General features: G+C 65.8%; 23 protein-coding genes. 12 read left to right on the plus strand and 11 right to left on the minus strand.

All coding sequences use genetic code 11. The features are described from left to right. Positions 1-535: iron uptake porin (locus tag H9532_RS03435; RefSeq protein WP_296365824.1), on the minus strand; the 535-nt coding region annotated here is incomplete at its 3' end. Between the two features lie 220 nt (positions 536-755). Here H9532_RS03435 and H9532_RS03440 point away from each other — a divergent pair. From H9532_RS03440 to H9532_RS03455, 4 genes are read left to right on the plus strand one after another with little or no spacing between them, the layout of a single operon-like run. Then, on the plus strand, positions 756-1,208 hold the full coding sequence (locus H9532_RS03440; protein WP_296365827.1) for a M23 family metallopeptidase: 453 nt from the start codon (positions 756-758) through the stop codon (positions 1,206-1,208). A gap of 41 nt (positions 1,209-1,249) precedes the next feature. Further along, positions 1,250-2,203: a permease gene (locus tag H9532_RS03445; protein WP_296365830.1), complete on the plus strand. Its 954-nt coding sequence runs from the start codon at positions 1,250-1,252 to the stop codon at positions 2,201-2,203. Continuing rightward, positions 2,179-2,850: a TIGR03943 family protein gene (locus tag H9532_RS03450; protein ID WP_296365832.1), complete on the plus strand. Its 672-nt coding sequence runs from the start codon at positions 2,179-2,181 to the stop codon at positions 2,848-2,850. The genes H9532_RS03445 and H9532_RS03450 overlap by 25 nt, the downstream gene beginning before the upstream one ends. Then, entirely contained in the window at positions 2,847-4,160 is a 1,314-nt protein-coding gene (locus H9532_RS03455) for a hypothetical protein (protein ID WP_296365834.1), read from the plus strand. Before H9532_RS03450 ends, H9532_RS03455 begins: the two co-directional genes overlap by 4 nt. On the opposite strand, the gene H9532_RS03460 is transcribed toward H9532_RS03455, so the two are convergent. Beyond that, the gene (locus H9532_RS03460) at positions 4,146-4,937 is read right to left on the minus strand and encodes a metal ABC transporter permease (RefSeq protein WP_296365837.1); all 792 of its coding nucleotides are present in this window, start codon (positions 4,935-4,937) and stop codon (positions 4,146-4,148) included. The genes H9532_RS03455 and H9532_RS03460 overlap by 15 nt on opposite strands. A gap of 32 nt (positions 4,938-4,969) precedes the next feature. On the opposite strand from H9532_RS03460, the gene H9532_RS03465 reads away from it, so the two are divergent. Continuing rightward, the gene (locus H9532_RS03465; RefSeq protein ID WP_296365839.1) at positions 4,970-5,371 is read left to right on the plus strand and encodes a transcriptional repressor; all 402 of its coding nucleotides are present in this window, start codon (positions 4,970-4,972) and stop codon (positions 5,369-5,371) included. On the opposite strand, the gene H9532_RS03470 is transcribed toward H9532_RS03465, so the two are convergent. Next, positions 5,368-6,060 carry an ABC transporter ATP-binding protein gene (locus H9532_RS03470; protein WP_296365841.1) on the minus strand — a complete coding sequence of 231 codons (693 nt, stop codon included), beginning with the start codon at positions 6,058-6,060 and terminating at the stop codon, positions 5,368-5,370. The two genes, H9532_RS03465 and H9532_RS03470, sit on opposite strands and share 4 nt — an antisense overlap. Positions 6,061-6,132: 72 nt before the next feature. Here H9532_RS03470 and H9532_RS03475 point away from each other — a divergent pair, with 72 nt between their 5' ends. From H9532_RS03475 to H9532_RS03485, 3 genes are all read left to right on the plus strand, one after another. Beyond that, the gene (locus tag H9532_RS03475) at positions 6,133-7,617 is read left to right on the plus strand and encodes an iron uptake porin (RefSeq protein WP_296365843.1); all 1,485 of its coding nucleotides are present in this window, start codon (positions 6,133-6,135) and stop codon (positions 7,615-7,617) included. A 36-nt stretch (positions 7,618-7,653) separates the two neighbouring features. Then, a complete protein-coding gene (locus H9532_RS03480; RefSeq protein ID WP_296365846.1) occupies positions 7,654-8,634 on the plus strand; it encodes a metal ABC transporter substrate-binding protein in 981 nt (326 codons plus the stop codon). Between the two features lie 124 nt (positions 8,635-8,758). Next, on the plus strand, positions 8,759-8,896 hold the full coding sequence (locus tag H9532_RS03485) for a hypothetical protein (RefSeq protein ID WP_296365848.1): 138 nt from the start codon (positions 8,759-8,761) through the stop codon (positions 8,894-8,896). 7 nt (positions 8,897-8,903) lie between these two features. Here the strand turns inward: H9532_RS03485 and H9532_RS03490 are convergent, their stop codons facing one another. Then, positions 8,904-9,443, minus strand: coding sequence for a ferritin (locus H9532_RS03490; RefSeq protein WP_296365850.1), 540 nt, complete (start codon positions 9,441-9,443; stop codon positions 8,904-8,906). A gap of 96 nt (positions 9,444-9,539) precedes the next feature. Next, positions 9,540-10,022 (minus strand): Dps family protein, encoded by a 483-nt coding sequence (locus tag H9532_RS03495; protein WP_296365851.1) that lies wholly within the window; start codon positions 10,020-10,022, stop codon positions 9,540-9,542. 116 nt (positions 10,023-10,138) lie between these two features. Between H9532_RS03495 and H9532_RS03500 the strand changes: the two genes are divergently transcribed. The 3 genes from H9532_RS03500 to H9532_RS03510 all read left to right on the plus strand — a co-directional run bounded on the left by H9532_RS03500 (position 10,139) and on the right by H9532_RS03510 (position 12,285). Beyond that, the gene (locus H9532_RS03500) at positions 10,139-11,302 is read left to right on the plus strand and encodes a GTP-binding protein (protein WP_296365852.1); all 1,164 of its coding nucleotides are present in this window, start codon (positions 10,139-10,141) and stop codon (positions 11,300-11,302) included. A 195-nt stretch (positions 11,303-11,497) separates the two neighbouring features. Next, positions 11,498-12,073: a HupE/UreJ family protein gene (locus tag H9532_RS03505; protein WP_296365854.1), complete on the plus strand. Its 576-nt coding sequence runs from the start codon at positions 11,498-11,500 to the stop codon at positions 12,071-12,073. A 65-nt stretch (positions 12,074-12,138) separates the two neighbouring features. Beyond that, a complete protein-coding gene (locus tag H9532_RS03510; protein WP_296365855.1) occupies positions 12,139-12,285 on the plus strand; it encodes a hypothetical protein in 147 nt (48 codons plus the stop codon). Here the strand turns inward: H9532_RS03510 and H9532_RS03515 are convergent. Genes H9532_RS03515 through H9532_RS03535 form a run of 5 tightly spaced genes read right to left on the minus strand, consistent with a single transcriptional unit; the run spans position 12,265 to position 16,363 of the window. Continuing rightward, complete coding sequence (locus H9532_RS03515) at positions 12,265-12,747, minus strand: Fur family transcriptional regulator (RefSeq protein ID WP_296365857.1); 483 nt, start codon at positions 12,745-12,747, stop codon at positions 12,265-12,267. The two genes, H9532_RS03510 and H9532_RS03515, sit on opposite strands and share 21 nt — an antisense overlap. Before the next feature lie 22 nt (positions 12,748-12,769). Next, a complete protein-coding gene (locus H9532_RS03520; RefSeq protein ID WP_296365858.1) occupies positions 12,770-13,783 on the minus strand; it encodes a lysylphosphatidylglycerol synthase domain-containing protein in 1,014 nt (337 codons plus the stop codon). Next, positions 13,780-15,036: a nickel pincer cofactor biosynthesis protein LarC gene (gene larC / locus H9532_RS03525; protein WP_296365861.1), complete on the minus strand. Its 1,257-nt coding sequence runs from the start codon at positions 15,034-15,036 to the stop codon at positions 13,780-13,782. The genes H9532_RS03520 and larC overlap by 4 nt, the downstream gene beginning before the upstream one ends. Further along, positions 15,036-15,692, minus strand: a complete 657-nt coding sequence (locus tag H9532_RS03530) for a hypothetical protein (RefSeq protein WP_296365862.1) — start codon at positions 15,690-15,692, stop codon at positions 15,036-15,038. Before H9532_RS03530 ends, larC begins: the two co-directional genes overlap by 1 nt. A 2-nt stretch (positions 15,693-15,694) precedes the next feature. Next, positions 15,695-16,363, minus strand: a complete 669-nt coding sequence (locus H9532_RS03535; protein WP_296365864.1) for a hypothetical protein — start codon at positions 16,361-16,363, stop codon at positions 15,695-15,697. 103 nt (positions 16,364-16,466) lie between these two features. On the opposite strand from H9532_RS03535, the gene H9532_RS03540 reads away from it, so the two are divergent. Beyond that, positions 16,467-17,351 carry a tetratricopeptide repeat protein gene (locus H9532_RS03540; RefSeq protein WP_296365866.1) on the plus strand — a complete coding sequence of 295 codons (885 nt, stop codon included), beginning with the start codon at positions 16,467-16,469 and terminating at the stop codon, positions 17,349-17,351. On the opposite strand, the gene H9532_RS03545 is transcribed toward H9532_RS03540, so the two are convergent. Next, positions 17,302-17,646 (minus strand): hypothetical protein, encoded by a 345-nt coding sequence (locus tag H9532_RS03545; protein ID WP_296365868.1) that lies wholly within the window; start codon positions 17,644-17,646, stop codon positions 17,302-17,304. The genes H9532_RS03540 and H9532_RS03545 overlap by 50 nt on opposite strands. Positions 17,647-17,671 lie beyond the last annotated feature (25 nt).

Here is a 17,671-nt window from a genome sequence, read left to right on the forward strand (position 1 = left end):
TGGCACCCCGGTTGATCGCTGAGCCCGAGAAGGCATTGGCACCCACCACAAAGGTGGCCAGACCCGAGAGTTTGGTGGTGGTGGAGAACTGGGTGGCTTCCAGTTCGCCCACTTTGGCCTCGAGGCCATCCACACGGCCCTTCAGCACGGCGAGCTCCTTCTCGAACTCGGCCATCAGGCGCTTCAGCTCGTCGGTCACTTCGGTGATCCGGTCGAGGCAAGCGTTCAGCAGGGCGGCCGCTTCATAGCGGGTCATCGCACGGCTGCCGCGGTAGGTGCCGTTGGGGTAGCCGGCCACACAGCCGTAGCGCTCGATCAGGTTGCTCAGTGCTTGATAAGCCCAGTCGGTGGGCTGCACGTCGGAGAACTGGGTGATCGACGTCACCTGGTCGGCACTGGCGCCGTACTGGCCAATACCAGCGAGATTGATGTTCTCGCGCTCAGCAGCAGCAACGCCAAGACTGCAGCCCAGGGCAGCCGGAACGAGCAAGGCAGCGGCAGTGGCTGCGGAGAGGGGAGAACGGATCAAGCGCATGAATCACGGAGCAGAGGCGCCACAACGACGCCGGCAGCCCCGATGATCCCCTTCCCTCCAGCATATTGCACTTACTAGAGACTTCATGTCATGAAGCCCACGCGACAGCTGGGCCACGGGAACAGCGGCCCTGTCACATAGACAACAGACAGGTCCAGCGCGTCGCAACTTAAGATTTGCTTCCAATTCGCGTCGCGGATGTTCATCCCGCGGAAGCCTGTTGCCCATCGCCCTTCTTCTGCCTGCTTTGCAGCTGCTTCACCCCATGCCCGGGGTGATCACCCAAGGAGTGAGAGAGGGCCATCCCGCCATCGACATCGCCTGCATCACCGGCACACCGGTGCGTGCCGCCCACGACGGACAGGGCGCGGTGCGGCGTAGCCACACCCACGGCACCACCTTCGAACTGCGGGGCGCCGACGGGCTGGAAACCAGCTACAGCCACCTCCACACGGCTATGCCCGCCGGCCACTTCAAACGAGGCGATCAGATCGGCACCTGCGGCAATACCGGGATCTGGAGCAGCGGGCCTCACCTCCACTTCGAAACCAACCGCCCCGAGCTGTTGGGCTCGCTGATCGTGGAAGAGGCACCCACCACCCTGCCGATCGCCCAACCCAAGGCGGCTTTCGCCATCGGCGGCTCGCCAGATGCCCTGAAAGCCCGGCCATGATGCCCGCTTGATCCCCGGCTACCCGGCGTGGCTGAACCCGATTGAGCAGGCTGGCCACCATCTGGGCCATCTTCCAGGGGCTGCTGCTTGAGGCGCTTCCCTTTCTGCTGATCGGCGTTCTAATCGCAGGGCTGGCCCGCTGGATCGCCCCAGGAGGTCGTTGGCTGCAGCGGTTACCCAGCCAGCCGTTGCTGGCTCCGCTCACCGGCGCTGCCCTGGGCTTTGCGCTGCCAGCCTGCGAGTGCGGCAATGTGCCGGTGGCGCGGCGGTTGTTAGCCGGCGGCGCACCGCTGGGCTCCGCCCTGGGCTTCCTCTTCGCCGCGCCGGTGCTGAATCCGATCGTGCTAGCGAGCACCTGGGCCGCCTTCCCGGATCAGCCCTGGCTCCTGGCGGCGCGCCCAACCGCTGCCCTGTTGCTGGCCCTCGCCCTCTCTGCCCTGTTGCAGCAATGGCCGGAAGTCCAACTGCTTGAGCCGGCTCTTCTGGAGGAACGGCGCCTGAGTCAGCCCCTGGCTGAAGTGGGGCTCCTGGAGCGTCGCAGCGGCCTGGTGGGGGCAGCGCCAGTAACGGCGCCACCGACGCCGGAGCGACCAAACCTGGCCACTGTGCTGGAGCACAGCAGCCGGGAATTTCTCGATCTAGCAGGGCTGCTGGTGCTGGGTAGTGCCCTGGCCGCTGTGGTTCAGACCCTGCTGCCCCGCACCTGGTTACTGGCGGTGGGAGGAGCTCCCACCATCTCCGTGCTCAGCCTGATGCTGATGGCTGTGGTGGTGTCGGTGTGCTCCAGCGTGGATGCCTTCCTCGCCTTGGGGTTTGCCGCTCAGATCACCCCTGGCGCGCTGTTGGCCTTTCTGGTGCTGGGGCCCGTGGTGGATCTGAAGCTGTTGGGCTTGTTTGGTGTGGTGCTGAAGCCGCGGGCGATTGCGCTCACGGCGGCGGGTGCCTGTGTGGTGGTGCTGCTGATCGGGCAATGGGTGAATCTCTGGCTGCTTTGATCCGCCCGCTCGCCCTGGCCCTCTGGGGTGCTGTGCTGCTGGTGAGCACCCTCACAAGCCGGCTCGAGTTGCTGCTGCGCGGGGTGTTTCATCCGTTGGTGGGGCTCAGTGGCGTGGTGCTGCTGGCGATCGCCCTGCAACAGGCGCTGCAGGGCAGGCGCGAGCGGCACTGGAACCGCAGCTGGGCCTTGAGCGGCCTGCTGGCGATCGCCGTGCTGCTCCTGCCGCCGAATCCCTCATTCAGCGATCTGGCCTCCAACCGCAATAGCGATCTCGGCAGCGACGTGGAGCTGGATTTCCTGCTGCCGCCGGGCCAGCGCAGCCTCACCGACTGGGTGCGACTGCTGCGCAGCCAGCCCGACCCGCAGCTTTACAACGGCGACCCCGTGCGCATCAGCGGTTTTGTGCTCACGCAGCCGGATGGCCCACCCCAACTCGGGCGCTTGCTGGTGCGCTGCTGCCTGGCCGATGCCACACCGATCGGGCTTCCCGTGCGCTGGCCCAGTGGCTTCAGCGCACAACCCGACCAATGGCTGGCGATCGAGGGCCGCATGGGCGTGGACAACGTGGCCGGACAGCAGCGCAGCGTGGTGCTGCCGGAGCGCATCCGCACGATTCCGCGGCCCGCCAAGCCGCTCGAGCCATGAACAAACCAGCTCTGCTGTTGGCCGCGGGAGCGCTGCTGGCCCTGGTGCAGCAGCAGCTCTTGCTTCAGCGCCCACCAAGATTGCTGGAGCTGCACTCGAGCACCGCCAGCTCAGGCCCGGCCGCCCTCTCGCTGCGCTTCAGCCGCCCCATGGATCGGGCCAGCTTGGCGGAGCGCAGCCAACTGCAGCCGGCCTTGCCCCATCAGTGGTTAGGCGCGAACAATCCCCTAAGGCTGCTGCTGGGCGCCAATCAACCGATCACCGGGGCCATCCAGCTGCTGATCAGCGGGGTGGATCAACGGGGCCTGGCTCTGCGGCCCCAGCGCTGGAGCTGGGACCCAAGACCGCGGCTGCTGGCGGTGGTGCCCAAAGGCAGCGGTGAGCAACTGCAACTGCTTCAACGCGATGGCAGCTGGCAGCCACTCAGCCCCGAATTCGAGCGGATCACCGCGGTGACTCCGCTGGGGGATGGATCGGCCATCGCCCTGGCCAGCCGCGATGATCAAGGTGAGCGGCTGTGGCTGCTGCCGCTGGAGCAGAGCACCCTGCAGCGTGGCGGCCAACCGGGCAGCCGCGCGGTGAAGGCTGGCCCGCTTCGGGCGCTGTTGCCGGAGCGTTTGATCTTCACCCACCTGAGCAGCAACCAGCGCGGCGATCTGCTGGTGCAGTGGAGTGCCCAGGCCCTGGGCCGCTCGATCACCAGCTTCTGGCCGCGCCAGGGCAACCGCCAGCAACTGGAGCTGGAAGCCTCCGGCCCCATGCAGCTGCTGCCCGACGGTGGCGCTCTGGTGATGCCTGAGCTTGAGGGGCTGAGCCTGCGCAACCTGCCCGGTCGGCCCGAGCGCCGCCAGCTGCTGCCAGGCAGCCGCGATCTGAGCAGCTTCTGCCCAGTGAGCGGGCGGGCGCTTCTGGTGCGGCACTGGCCCGATTTCCGGCGCTCCCTGGAACTGGTGGAACCCGGTCAGCCGCCACGCCAGCTGTGGCTGGGCGGTGATGCGGTGCTGAGCACGGCCTGCGATCGCGGCGGTGAACGGGTGTGGCTGCTGGTGAGCCATTGGCGCGATGCCCAGCGCAGCAGGCTCCTGGAGATCACCCGCCTAGGACAGATCGTGCGGGCACGAGACCTCACGGGCTGGGAGGTGGAACCCGGCGTGCCGATGGCCTATGACCCCACGCGTCAGCAGCTGCTGCTCACCCTGCGACAACAGGGGCGCCCCGACGCGCAACCGGTGTTGATCGCGGTGCGAGATCTAACGCTGCAGCCGCTGGCGAAAGCGGTGCGGCAGGCCCTCTGGCTACCGCCTGGTTAGCTGCAGCGGCAACAGCAGCAGACACAGCACCCCGATCAGCGGTCCGGGCGGCAGGTTGATCCAAGGCTGGATCGCCAACAACAGGCCTCCACCGCTGAGCAGCATGCCGAGCAGTGCGGATCGCCACAGGGCCTGGCGGAGGCTTGTTGCTCCCGGCAGCGCCAGCAAGGCAGGAGCGCCCATCAAGCCGATCACCAACACCACCCCAACGGCAGTCATGGCACTCACCACCGTGAACGCTGTGACCAACGTGAGCAGCAGCCGCAGGCGCCGCACCGGCAGCCCGGCACTGGTGGCGCCTAGGGGATCAACCCCCAGGTAGACGTAATGGTGATACCGCCAGAACAACAGCAGCAGCATGGCCAGCAGGGCCAGAAGGCTGCGCGCGAGGTCGGCTGGTGCTGCAGCGAGCAGATCACCAAACAGCACAGCCTCCAGATCCACACGGATGCCCAGCAGGGGAATCAGCAGCACCCCCAAGCCCAGAAAGCCAGCCAGCACGGTGTTCAGCACGGCTTCATCGCCCGGTTGTCCTGGGCGTGAGGCACCGCTGAAGCGCTCCGCCAGCAGGGCACCCGCCAGGCCGCTGATCGCACCCCCCAATCCCGGATCGATGCGGAGAGCCACCGCCAGGGCGAGACCGGGGAGCACGGCATGCGACACCAGGTTCACCAGAAACAGGCGCCGCTGCACCAGCAACACGGTGCCCGTGAGCGGGCAAAGCCCACCCACCACCAACGCCACCGCGAGCGGCAGCAGCCACCACACACGCTCCATAGGATCAGGGCCCCCGCCCCGCTGGTTCGGCCATGCCCTCCCAGGTTGCCGCCTCAGGTGATCGCCAGCTGCTGCTGCTGGAGCAACTGAAGCTGGCCGATCGGGAACTCTCCGGCCAAGACCTACACGCCCTTCTGCGCCAAAGCCCCCAGGCCATGGGACTGGCCACCGTGTACCGGCACCTGCGCCAGCTGCAGCAGCGGGGCTTGATCCGCTGCCGCCATCTCCCAAGTGGCGAGGCCCTGTTCGCGCCGGTGGAGCGCGATGAGCACCACCTCACCTGCGTGGATTGCGGCACCACCCTGGTGCTGGAGCACTGCCCGATGCACAACGTGGAGTTGCATGGCGATCAGGCGGAGGGGTTCCAGTTGCTGTTCCACACCCTGGAGTTCTTTGGGTTGTGCCGCAGCTGCCAGAACCGCCAGAACGCCTAACCGCAGCAGTGGTTTCCAACCCGCAGATCGCCCAGGGCCTGGCGCACCTGTTGAGGGGTGCCATCGGCCAACATCTGACGATCGAGCACCAGCACCCGGTCGTAGGCATCGAGGTCGCGACCCCAGTCATGGCTGCTCACCAGCAGGGTGAGCCCGGCATCACTGAGCTGACGCATCACCCGCAGCAACTCCGTGCGCGATGGCGGATCGATCGCTGCGCAGGGTTCATCCAGCAGCAGCAAGCGAGCCGGTTGCACCAGGGTGCGCGCCAGCAGGGCACGCTGCTGCTGACCACCAGACAACTGATCGAGACGACGCCCGGCCAGCCCCACCAGTCCAACCCGCTGCAGCGCCGCCTCCACATCGCAGCAGCCCGGGCGCTGACCGGCCAAGCGCCCGAGCGCCACCAACGCCCGCACGGTGATCGGAAAGGCCCAGGCGATCTCACCGCGCTGGGGCATCAGGGCGAGCTGCTGCCGCGCCAGGGCAGGCGTGAGGGGGATGCCCTCCCAGGTGATCGAGCCACTCGCAGGGCTCAGTTGCCCCTCGAGGGCCTGCAGCAAAGTGCTCTTGCCTGCTCCATTGGGTCCCACCAGGGCGGTGAGGCTGCCGGGCTGCAGCGTGAAGGAGAGCTGATCGAGCACCAGCTCCGGCCCGCGGCGCACACACAGCTGATGAACGCTGAGCACCGCAGCAGGCTTCACTCCCTCCAAGTTAAAGAGCAGTCGCGCTTGAATCGAGGCGCAGCCAGAGCCCCATCGATGTTGCGCCCCATCGTTGCCCTGATGGGAGGCATCGCCCTGCTGGGGGCATGGGCAGATTCCCCTGCGGCGCAAACAGAGGCCCAACTACTGCAGCCGGAAGACTGGGCGTACCAACGGCTGAACGCCCTGCAGGTGCAGCACGGCTGCTCCACAGCCGCCTCAGACGAGAGGCTGAACCAGGGATTACCGATCTCTCGTTTCAGCGCTGCCACACTGCTTCAGGCCTGCCTGCCGCACCTCAACGGCAACACGCCCGAACTGGTGCTGTTGCTGCGGCAGCTCGAGCAGGAGCTCCAGCTACTGGATCAACGCCTGGAAAACCTGGAGGCCACCCAGTTTTCTCCCACCACCAAGCTCAAGGGCCTCGCCAGCCTGGTGCTCGGCGGCAACCGCTTTGCGGGCAGCGACAACGCCGTGGTGAGCGCCAGCCGCTCCAACTACGGCGCCACCACCTTCAACTACGACCTCAAGCTCTACCTCGACACCAGCTTCACGGGACAAGACCTTCTGCGCGCTCGCCTGCGCGGTGGCAATTTCGATCGAACGAGCAACAGCTTCTACGGAGCCGGTCCCAGCAGGTTATCCATCCTGGAAACAGCCTTCCAGGAGCAGTCGGGTCCCGACAACTTCTCTGTCAACAGGCTGTACTACCAGTTCCCCCTGGGCAGGGGATTCACGGCGAGCTTTGGACCGCGGGTCGGTCAGCTGGATCTGTTAGCACTGCGGCCCAGCCTTTACCCCGCTGAAACCATCCTCGATCTGTTTACGCTCAAGGGAGCACCCGCGGCCTACAACTTCAAGCTGGGCGCGGGTGCCGGGTTGTGGTGGCAATCCCCTGGTGGGTTCAGTGTGAGCGCCAACTATGTGGCCGGTCATGGACGCGATGGGAATCCCAGCCAGGGAGGCATCGGCACCGCCGATTCAGCCAGCACAGGCAGTGTGCAACTCGCCTACAGAAAGCAGCAGTGGGCCGCGGCGGCGGTGGTGAGCTCCGTGCAGAACCTGGGCGGGGTGATTCCTTATGCCACCAATTTCACCCTGGACAGCCTGAAAAACCCCGGGCAAACCATGGCCTTTGGTCTGAGCGGCTATTGGCAACCACGGCAATCCGGCTGGGTGCCCTCGATCAGTGCCGGCTGGGGGTTCAACCGCACCCATTACACCTCGGAAGTCGAGCAGCAGGGCCTGGTGGCCAATAGCCAGTCGTGGAGTGTGGGCCTGCAATGGCAGGATGCCTTTGCCCCTGGTAACGCCCTGGGCATGGCTGTGGGCCAGCCGATCTTTGCCACCTCGCTGTATGGGGGCGAGACCCCTCGCGATGGCAACTACGCCTGGGAATGGTGGTACAAGCTGCAACTGAGCGACAAGATCGCTGTGACCCCGGCGCTGTTCCTGCTCAGCCGGCCGCTGGGTGCAGAAACCACCGAAGGTGAAACCTTTCGGCAGATCGGCGCCCTGCTCAAAACAACGCTGCACTTCTGAGAACCATTATCGTTGCTATCACGGATGGGTTGAGGCATGCGGCGAACCGCGGCGGTGCTGGTGGGAGCCCTAGCTCTGGCGGCAGTCCAGGCCTGCGACCCAGGCTCCCGGGTGGACGTGATCGCCGCCGATGGCGCCCTCTGTGACATCACCCGGCGACTGGCCGCAGACGACCTGAGGGTGGACTGCCTGCTGGGCCCGAACGACGACCCCCATCAGCTGCAGCTCACGCCCGCGCAAACCCGCCAGATCAACCAGGCCCAACTGGTGTTGATCAACGGCTACGGACTCACCCCAGCCCTCAACAGACTCAGCCGGGCCGTGAAGGTGGCGGAGATCGCTGTTCCGAACAGCCCCAAGCTCAACAATGGAGGCCAGACCGACGGCCACAGCCACAGCGAGCACGCCCACAACGCCGAGGGAGAAGACGAAGCGGCTCACGTGCATGGCGATCAAGATCCTCACGTGTGGCACGACCCACGCCAAGCTGCAGCGATGGTGGAGCTGGTGAGCAACAAGCTCGAGCAGCTCAATCCACAGGCCGCTCCGCAGATCCAGCAACGAGCCAAGGCGATGCAAGGCAGCCTGATCGCCCTCGATCGCTGGAACCACCAGCAATTCAGCACGATCCCGCCGCCGCGCCTGCTCGCCAGCGGTCACCGAGCCTTCGCGAGCCTGGCCAGGGCTTATCAACTTCAGGAGCTGCCAGTGGTTGATGCCACGAGCACGAGCGAGGCGCTAAGGCCACAGGCCCTAGCCAACGTGGTGGCCGCGCTGCGCAACCAGCGCGTGCGCAGCCTGTTCGCCGAACAGATGCCTGCCAGCAAGGCACTGCTGCGAATCAGCAGCCTCAGCGGCGTTCCGCTCGCCAGCCAACCCCTGCGGGCCGACTCCGCCGGCGACAACTTGATCACGACCCTCACCACCAACACCTGCCTGATCGTGGATGCGCTTGGGGGGCGGTGCGACCAAGCCGGTGGCAACACACTCGCCGCGACCTGGAACGCCATCCGATGAGCTGATGGCCCACCGGCGGTAGCGAGAAGCACATCAACGGGTGCCCAAACCGCTGCAGTGGGAGCGAAGGCACCAGGAACACCTACGCTGCGATTGATTCTCAACAGCAACGCAACGCCGGCCCATGGCTCAGCAGATCGGCTGCCACAGTGATGAAGCGCCCAACAAGCGCACCGCCACAGATCAGACCAAGAAAAAAGGCTGCAAGAAGAACAAGTGCTCCCACTGGAAGGGCGGCCAGTGCCGCTGCGGCCGCGACTGATCCCAGCTCAGCCGCCCTCGCCCGCTTGAGGCCCTCCACCCATGCCGCCTTTCACATGGGAGAGGGCGGTTCCTTCCAAAAACTGCTGATCCAACAGCAACAGGGCCGCGCTGTTATCGCCGGCCAGACGCAAGCGCTTGCAGACGAACCGCGCTTCCGCCTCTTCCTGCAGCTGCTCTGAAACAAACCAATCCAGCATCGCTGTTGCACTGCGCTCACCCAAACCCTCCGCCAGGGTGTAGAGGTGATGAATCGATGCCGTCACACCCTTTTCAAGGTCATAGACATCATCAAACAACGCCTGAACGGAGCCCCAATCGCGCTGCGGGGCATCAATGGTGGGCAGCTCAACGTCCTGATCGCTATCCACCAGATAGGCGATCATCCGGGATGCATGTCCACGCTCTTCATTGCTCTTGGTGAGCATGTAGGCAGAGAAGCCCACCAGGTCTTTTTCACGCAACCAGATCGACATCGCCAGATAGGTGTGGCTGGCTTGGAACTCGGCGGCGAGGTGGTTGTTAATGGCCCGGGTGAGCTCCTTCATCCTCAAAGGGTGAATTAATGGGCGTGTTCTAACAAGGGCAGAGCGCTCCTCCGCCGGTGATGCACATCTGGCTGTAGCGAATGGTGCAATCGCTGGTCAGCTTTCCAACAGGCTGCGCAACATCCAGGCTGTCTTCTCATGAATCTGCAGGCGTTGCGTTAGCAAATCAGCGGTGGGCTGATCATTGGCTTCGTCGGCAATGGCGAACACACCACGAATCGTGCGGGCCACCGCCTCATGACCCTCCACCAGCTCACGCACCATGGCCATGGCCGCTGGAACACCCTCGCTTTCGGGGATCGACGACAAGCTTCCATAGATCTTGCCCCCAAACGGAGCCTTGTGGCCGAGGGCCCGGATCCGCTCGGCGATCTCGTCGAGGGCTGTCCACAGTTCGGTGTATTGCTCCATAAACATCAGATGGAGCGTGTTGAACATGGGCCCCGTCACGTTCCAGTGGAAGCCGTGGGTTTTGGCGTAGAGCACGGTGCTGTCGGCCAGCACCCGACCTAGGCCCTCAGCGATCTGGGCGCGCTGCTCAGCGGGAATGCCGATGTCGATGGGTGGGGCGATCGCCATGGGCTCCTGCGGTCTGGGGCTGATTCCGTTCTAGGGGGATTGGCACGCGGTGTCAGCCGCAACCATCCGGTGAGCTCGAGGATCAGACTGGGTGAAGCCCTGATCCACGGATCCACGTGACCGCCAGCGCGACCGACCTCGCACCCGATTCCTCTACCCAGGCCAGCCCACTCCCGGTGACGATCCTCACCGGCTTCCTCGGGGCAGGCAAGACCACGCTGCTCAACCACATCCTCAGCAACCAGCAGGGCGTGAAAACGGCTGTGCTGGTGAATGAATTTGGTGAGATCGGTATCGACAACGATCTGATCATCGCCACCGGCGAAGACATGGTGGAGCTGAGCAACGGCTGCATCTGCTGCTCCATCAATGGAGAGCTGCTCGATGCGGTGTATCGGATCCTCGATCGCCCGGACCCGGTGGATTATCTGGTGGTGGAGACCACCGGCCTGGCGGACCCCCTGCCCGTGGCCATGACCTTCTTGGGCAGCGATCTGCGCGATGACACCCGGCTCGATTCGATCATCACCCTGATCGATGCGGAGAACTTCAGCGACGAGATTCTCGATGGCGAAGTGGCCCGCGCTCAGGTGGTGTATGGCGACATCCTGCTGCTCAACAAGTGCGACCTGGTGAGCGAGGAACGCCTAACGGAGGTGGAAGGCCGGTTGCGGGAGATCAAAACCGACGCCCGCATCCTGCGCTCGGTGAAAGGCGACGTGAGCCTGCCGCTGCTGCTGAGCGTGGGGCTGTTTGAAAGCGACAAGGTGGCCGCAGAGCAAAGCCACGACGAGTGCGATCACGACCACGGCCACTGCGTGCATGACCACGGGCATGAACACGGGCATGACCACGCGGATGGTCACCAGCACGAGCACCACGACCACAGCAACTGCGATCACGACCACGGCCATTGCGAGCATGACCACAGCCATGACCACGGCAACGGTCATCCGGATCACCTGGCGATCGAAGGCTTCACCTCGCTCTCGTTCAGCAGCGAAGGCCCCTTCGCCCTGCGCAAGTTCCAGAACTTTCTCGACAACCAGCTGCCCGCCGGCGTATTCCGCGCCAAGGGCATCCTCTGGTTCAACGAGAGCGACAAGCGCCACGTGTTCCACCTGGCCGGCAAGCGCTTCTCGATCGACGACAGCGAATGGGGCTCAGCCGCCGAGCGCAAGAACCAGCTGGTGCTGATCGGCAAGAACCTCGACCATCCCCAGCTGCGCAAGCAGCTCCAGGCCTGTGTGGCTAAGGATGCAGGCAAAGGCTTCGCCTGAAGCGATACTGCAGACAGCGGTTCCCCGGAATCAGCCCGGGGAGGCAACGAGGAAAGACCGGTGCAGGGCCTTCGTCCCACTCCGGCACTGTCCCGCAGCTGTGATGAAGCCAGCCCCTGCTCGCCTCTCAGTCAGAACGCTCGCCGCTCCCTGCACGATTCACCCCCTCAGCACCGGCGCGGACCGGCCCTGCCCATGCCCACCAAGCTTTCCCGCTCCCTTCTGATCAGCAGCGCAGCAGGCTTCGGCCTCAGCCTGCTTTCAGCCCTGCCCGCTGGCGCCCACGGCAGCGCCGATGCCGGCGTGATGGCCGGGGCCCTGCATCCACTGCTGGGCCTCGATCACCTCCTCCTGCTGATGGGTGTGGGCCTGACGGCCGCTCGCTTTGGCCCCCTCCTGCTGGGCTTTGCCCTCGGTGGGGCCGTGCTGGGCAGCGTGTTCGGCAGCTTCGGTGGTCAGCTTCCGGCAGCAGAAGTGCTGGCAGCCCTGGCCGTGAGTGCCGTGGGTGCAGCGCTGCTGCTGAGCGACAAGTTGCAGCGGCCCTTGCCCGTGCTGGGCACCGTGCTGGGTAGCGCCGTTGCGGTGCACGCCATGCTCCATGGCCATGAGGCCAGCGGCACCGCCAGCTGGTGGCTCGGCGCCTTGCTCGCCTCTGCCCTCAGCATTGGCCTGAGCTTCGCTGCCGGACGCCAGCTCAGCCTGCGTCAGAGCCAACTGGCTGCTGGCCTGCTCGTGCTGCTCGGTGGTGTTCTGGCACTCGCACCGCTGTAACGGCAGCGATTGCAACACCAGCGCTGGACGATCCCGCTAGCGTGCGGTGAATCGCGTCCAGCGCCTTGGCCGATCTGCTCCTTCTGACTGCAGTCATCACCCTGGCCGGCCTGATTGCCTGGCTAGCTGCCGGATCCGACGACGACAACGGTGGTGGCGGCCTGATGCAGCCCGTGCTGGTGCCCGTGCGTTCAAACCGTTACCGGGGCTGATTCCGCAGCTGAGCAACGCGGGCAGAGCGCACGCACGTTCAGAACGCACTCCAGCAAGCGGAATCCATGCAGGCCTGCCGCCTGCTCCCCAGCCGAAAGCACGGCTTCGCTCTCAAATTCTTCGGTGTGACCGCAGCGCACACACACGAGGTGGTGATGGTCACGGTGGTCGTCGTCGCTCGCCAGTTCGAAGCGGCGTCCGCCTTCCGGCAACTCCAGCTCCCGCAGCAGTTCCATTGAACTGAGCAAGCGCAGGGTGCGATACACCGTGGCCAGAGAAACACGCTCCTCAGCACGCAGCAAGCGCTGATGCACTTCTTCAGCGCTGAGGTGGGTGCCTTCGCCCAGACGTTCAAACAGGGCTAACACGCGCTGACGCTGCGGTGTCAGCCGCTGGCCACGGCCATGGAGACTGCTGCGCAGCGCCTCAGCGGGGAGATCAGGCGCCGGGACGGCAGGCATCAGCGAACAGTCGGCGCTGTTCTCAACAGTAACGCCTGTTGCGAACTTCTGCCAGATCAGCCCGGGCGGTGAGCGCCCCCAGCAGATCCGCAAAGGTGCTCACCAACCGGTAGCTGATCACCACCGCCAGCAACGGTGCTTCCGGCACCACCGCCGCCAGACGCACCAGCAGCACCGCTTCAAACACCCCCAGACCACCAGGAGCACCCGGCACCACTAAACCGGCGGTCCAGGCCAGGGCAAAGCCAGCCAGCCAGCCTCCCCAGCCGATGGCAAATGAGAGATCAAACGCCTGAACGCAGCAGGCAAACCCTGCAAACCTGAGCCAAACAAAGACCACCTCGGCCAGCAGAGGCGGCCAGGGGTAGCCCGGCAACCCCGCGGGCACCTCCTCAGACGAAAGCTGCAGCAGGCCGCGCGCCGCCAGCTGCCGGGCCCGCTGTTGCTCCAGCCGCAGCATCAGCGGATTCAGCCACCGCGGCAACAGCACCAGCAACGGCAGCAGGCACAGCACTCCCAAACCCGCCTGCCACCCCCCGAACGGCACCAGCGCAAAAGCGGCTACGGCCGCGAGCAGCGGATCCAGCAACACCGCCACCAAGGCTTGGGGGGTGCGCAGTGGCGGCTCCTCCACCGGCGACTCCGAGCTGGCTTGCGCCTGCAGAGCCCGCACCCGCGCCAGCAGATGCCACACGCCACCCGGCAGGTATTTGCGCAGATTCGAAACCAGGAAGAGCACCACAACCGCGCTCCAGCGGGGCCGATGCCCGAGCCAGCGCAGCACCACCCCCCAGGCGAGCGCGTTCGCCAGCAGGCTCAACAAGCTGAAGCCGACACCCAGCAGCAACCAGCACCACCCCTGGGCATCCAGGCTCAGCTGCAGCAACTGACGGCCGTGACTCACCAGGGCCGCCAACAGGAAACCAGCGCTGGCCAAGGTGACCCACAGACGAGCCCCACCAGGCAGTGGCGGAAGCTGCGGGGCAACCTGGGACCGCAGCCGCCAAAGCTCACGCCAACGGGGGATGTTGATCATGGGCGGAGCTGGGGTGAATCCACGGTTGGGGCCGTCGCCGGCCCGTCGGGGTCATCGTCGTCGACCAGCACCAGCACAGCCCGCCGCAGCCGTGCCATCGAGATGGCGTGACGCTGGGCCAGCTCCGCCAGATCATCCGCCTCGGGCTTGCAGAGCCAGCTGCCATCCGGGCGGCGCGAGCGTTTGATCCGCACCGGTCCCCAGGGGGTCTCCACCACGCCATGCTCACGCGGCAGCGACCACCGCTGCAGCAGCTGCTCCCGCACCCCGAGGCTGCTGCCGTGGCGCCACCACACCTGGCGCAGCGCCAACGACTGTTCCGGCCGTGCCAGAACCGTGATCAAGCTGGCCGGCCGCCCCTTCTTCATCTGCAGCGCCTGGGCAAACACCTCCAAAGCCCCGGCCTGCCGCAAGGCCTCCATCAAAAAGGCAAGATCCTCTCCGCTGGCATCGTCGATCTGGGCCTGTTGCTGCAGCAGCATCTCCTGGTGCTCAGCCTGGACAGGGCTCTGGGGCTGCGCCAGCACCAGCCGCAACAGATTGGCGCGATCGAGCTGGCGCGTTCCCAGGCCCACTCCCACCGCTTCCGGCACTAGGGCGGGCGCCTGGCCAAAGCGATCCGCCAGAGCTGCCATCAAAGCCATGCCGGTGGGCGTGGTGAGCTCCGCCGGCGGAAACCCTTCACTGCTCGCCAGCGGCAGCTGCCGAACCCGCGCCAGCTCCAACACCGCCGGAGCTGGCAGTGGCAACGGCCCATGGGCGGTGGTCACGCGGCCGTAGCCAGCGGGAGGTGGGGTGCAGATCAGCTCGGAAACACCGAAATGCAGCAGCCCGGCGCATACACCCACCACGTCCACCAGAGCATCCACGGCTCCCACTTCATGGAAGTGCACCTGATCCGCCCCGGTGCCATGCACCGCCGCCTCCGCCTCTGCCAGCAGGCCGAACACCGCCAGCACCCGTTGCTTCAGTTGAGGCTCCAGGGGAGCCTCAGCCAGCTGCACGCGCAGATCACCCCAATGGCGATGGGGCGGTGAAGGCTCGGTGAGTTCGACCTGCAGCTGCAGGCCGCGGAACCCAGCGCTGCGCGTGTTCTGGATCTTGAGGCGGTAGACATCCTCCAAGCCCAGTGCCGCCATCGGTTCGTGAACCGCCGATGGCGGCAGACCCAGATCCAGCAAAGCGGCCAGCAACATGTTGCCGGCGAGGCCTGTCGGGCAATCCACCACAGCCAGCCGGGGCTGGGGGGGCATCACAGCTGAGTCAGCAGGGTGTCGGCCTGCTGATCGAGTTCGCTGCGGCGTTGGCGCAACCACTGCTCCACCTCGCGGCGGGCGCGGCGCTGTTCCTGTTGTGCTGTGGCCACGTCGTAGCCGGACAGGCCCCAAAGCCGGCCCAGCAGGGCGCGGTCGTCAGCACCGCCTCGCGAACCGCCGTAAACCAGTTGTTCGGCGATCATCCCGGCCTGGAGCACCCGGCTCCAACGGCGCAGGTCCTCGAGGGCCAGCTTGGCGTGGGCTGGGGGTTCCAGCTGGGTGCTGCCATTGGCCCTGAGGCCCTCTCGCAGGCAGGCCCGGCTGCCCACGAGCACCTGCTTCACCGGCAGGGTGTTGTCGGCCGCCACCAACACATGGCCGGCCTCGTGAATGGCGATGCGACGCAGGCGGGCTGCACCGATCCCCGCGGGCAGGGCTTCAGCCAGCAAATGGCCCCCCAGGCCACCAAACCTTGCGGCATCCACGGTGAGCGCCACCATGCCGCCACCAGCGGCCAGGGCAATCAGCCAGGGCGACAAGCCGAGGGGTGGACCCACCACGGCCAGCACCGTGACAGCCGCGACGGCAGCACCAGCGGAGACGGCCGCCGTGGAGCCCTGATCGGAGCCGGGAAAGCGCTCCGGAGCAGCCATGGTCAGCGGCGCCCGTCGGAGCGACCACCCGGTCGTCCGCCACGACCGGGGCCTCGCCCCTTGCCGGCCCGCTGGGGCACAGGAGCGATCACCTCGTGCTGCTCGAGCTGCAGCTGTTGGCCGTGGCGGCGCAGATCCAGGGACACGAAATGGCGCAGGTGCTCGGGAGCGATCTCACCGCGCAACTGCAATTTGAAAGGTGTCGGCCTGGAGCCATCCGCACGGGGCTGCTGGCGGATCTTCACCACCAGGTCTCCATCCTCGGGCCTGGTGTAAATCAGCTCACCACGTACGGAGAAATAACCATCCCCTTCAGGCAGGTCATCGCTGGGCGCCCCGCTGTCCTGTGCATCGGCAGCGCTTTGGGTGGCGATCTCAGTGGCCGCCAAGGTGCTGGGCTCCCACACCCCCACCAGCTGCAGGTGGAGCTTTTCGGGATCGCGGAAACGGGGATACGCCACCCACAGGTGGGGCTTGCTCAGGTCGAGGTGGCGGCGCATCAGGGTGAGCACGCGGCCGAGCACCACGGCTTGGATCTCCGTGCCGTCTTCAGCTTGCAGGGTGCCGCGGGTGAGCTGGTCAGGGTCTTCGGGCACATAAGTCCCCCGCACCACACCGATGGCCCGGTACTGCATCGGTTCGGTGACCGGTGAAATGGGGTGCTGACGCATCGTGGCTGAAACCCTCTGGGCGCTCGTGTTGTCCATGGCCCGGCCGCCAATGTAACCAGCCCTTGTCATGGCCCCAGACTGAGTGCCATCCACGCGCTGCACCATGCCGCCTCGCGCCAGCATCAACGCCAGAGAGCTACTGCTCAGCTTTGGTGCGATCGCTCTGGTCGGCGGTTCGCTGGCTGGTGGCTGGTGGCAGGGGCAACGCAGCCGGGGAACCCACACCAGCAGTTCCCAGGTGGCTGTGGAACGGCAGGCAGAACAATTGCGGCAACGACTGGCCGATGGCACAGCCAGCGAAGCCGAACAGCAGCGGCTGGTGCAGTTGCTGCTGGTGTTGAACCAACAGGAAGAAGCCACGGTTCTGCTAGAGCAACTCGCTGACCAACAACCGAAACGCTGGCAGTTGCGGCTGCTGCTGGCGGAATTGCATCGCACGAACAACAACCGCAGCGCCGCTGAACGGGAGCTGCGGCAGCTGCTGAACCTGAGTCCCGATCGGATCGAAGCCCTGCAGTTGATGACGCTGCTGCAACTCGAGCAAGGGCGCGGCAATGAAGCCCAGGGTCAGCTCAAGGCCCAGATCGAGAAAGCGAGCAAACCGGCTTTGCAGCCCCAGGTGCTGCCTCTGGGGCTGTTACTGGGCGATCTCCAGCAGCGGATGGGGCAGAACGCTGCGGCAGGCGTCACCTACACCAAACTCGCCTCCGACTTTCCGCGCGATCCGAGGCCACTCCTGGCGCTAGCACTGCTGCGCCAGGAGCAAGGCGACGCGAAGGCTGCGCAAGAGGCCTTGGCCCAGGCACGCAGCCGCCAACCCGGCAGCAGGGACAACCTCCTCGATCGGGTTGCCGCCAGCTGGGGCATCAGCAACCTGCGACAGGCCGAGACAACCACTGGAGCCGTGCCGGATGGGCGCGCTCCTAACCGAGGGGTGACTAAGGAGCCTTCACCTGGGACGACGGCCCCGGGGTCTGAGCAGCGTTGAGCTCCTTGAGGGCCGCATCCACCGCATCGCCCGGCGGCGTGGCGTCGTCCATTGCCGTGCCTCGGCGGATCTTGTTCATCAGATCGATGGGGTTGGTGCTGTCAAGGATGGAACCCTGCTTCGACGTGCCGTTGCTGCCGCCCGGGCCATAGTCGTAGATCTGCTTTTCCTGGGTGGACATGCCCCAAGAGCTGTAGTCAGCTCTAGCGGCCTGACCGCTTACGCCGAGCACCGTGAGCGCGATGAGTCCGGCACAGGCCACAGCGCTGTTCCGAAGGGGGGAAGGGCGTCCCATCACCGTCCTGAGCGATCGCATGGTG

The sequence above is a fragment of the Vulcanococcus sp. Clear-D1 genome (assembly GCF_014654725.1).
In the GTDB taxonomy this organism is placed as follows: Bacteria; Cyanobacteriota; Cyanobacteriia; order PCC-6307; family Cyanobiaceae; genus Vulcanococcus.

Excerpts from the sequence above, each read along its gene's own strand:
- H9532_RS03450 (WP_296365832.1), top strand. The coding sequence starts at position 2,179 with ATGGGTGAATCTCTGGCTGCTTTGATCCGCCCGCTCGCCCTGGCCCTC.
- H9532_RS03455 (WP_296365834.1), top strand. The coding sequence starts at position 2,847 with ATGAACAAACCAGCTCTGCTGTTGGCCGCGGGAGCGCTGCTGGCCCTG.
- H9532_RS03460 (WP_296365837.1), bottom strand. The coding sequence starts at position 4,937 with ATGGAGCGTGTGTGGTGGCTGCTGCCGCTCGCGGTGGCGTTGGTGGTG.
- H9532_RS03465 (WP_296365839.1), top strand. The coding sequence starts at position 4,970 with ATGCCCTCCCAGGTTGCCGCCTCAGGTGATCGCCAGCTGCTGCTGCTG.
- H9532_RS03475 (WP_296365843.1), top strand. The coding sequence starts at position 6,133 with ATGTTGCGCCCCATCGTTGCCCTGATGGGAGGCATCGCCCTGCTGGGG.
- H9532_RS03480 (WP_296365846.1), top strand. The coding sequence starts at position 7,654 with ATGCGGCGAACCGCGGCGGTGCTGGTGGGAGCCCTAGCTCTGGCGGCA.
- H9532_RS03485 (WP_296365848.1), top strand. The coding sequence starts at position 8,759 with ATGGCTCAGCAGATCGGCTGCCACAGTGATGAAGCGCCCAACAAGCGC.
- H9532_RS03490 (WP_296365850.1), bottom strand. The coding sequence starts at position 9,443 with ATGAAGGAGCTCACCCGGGCCATTAACAACCACCTCGCCGCCGAGTTC.
- H9532_RS03495 (WP_296365851.1), bottom strand. The coding sequence starts at position 10,022 with ATGGCGATCGCCCCACCCATCGACATCGGCATTCCCGCTGAGCAGCGC.
- H9532_RS03505 (WP_296365854.1), top strand. The coding sequence starts at position 11,498 with ATGCCCACCAAGCTTTCCCGCTCCCTTCTGATCAGCAGCGCAGCAGGC.
- H9532_RS03515 (WP_296365857.1), bottom strand. The coding sequence starts at position 12,747 with ATGCCTGCCGTCCCGGCGCCTGATCTCCCCGCTGAGGCGCTGCGCAGC.
- H9532_RS03520 (WP_296365858.1), bottom strand. The coding sequence starts at position 13,783 with ATGATCAACATCCCCCGTTGGCGTGAGCTTTGGCGGCTGCGGTCCCAG.
- larC (WP_296365861.1), bottom strand. The coding sequence starts at position 15,036 with ATGCCCCCCCAGCCCCGGCTGGCTGTGGTGGATTGCCCGACAGGCCTC.
- H9532_RS03530 (WP_296365862.1), bottom strand. The coding sequence starts at position 15,692 with ATGGCTGCTCCGGAGCGCTTTCCCGGCTCCGATCAGGGCTCCACGGCG.
- H9532_RS03535 (WP_296365864.1), bottom strand. The coding sequence starts at position 16,363 with ATGCGTCAGCACCCCATTTCACCGGTCACCGAACCGATGCAGTACCGG.
- H9532_RS03540 (WP_296365866.1), top strand. The coding sequence starts at position 16,467 with ATGCCGCCTCGCGCCAGCATCAACGCCAGAGAGCTACTGCTCAGCTTT.
- H9532_RS03545 (WP_296365868.1), bottom strand. The coding sequence starts at position 17,646 with ATGGGACGCCCTTCCCCCCTTCGGAACAGCGCTGTGGCCTGTGCCGGA.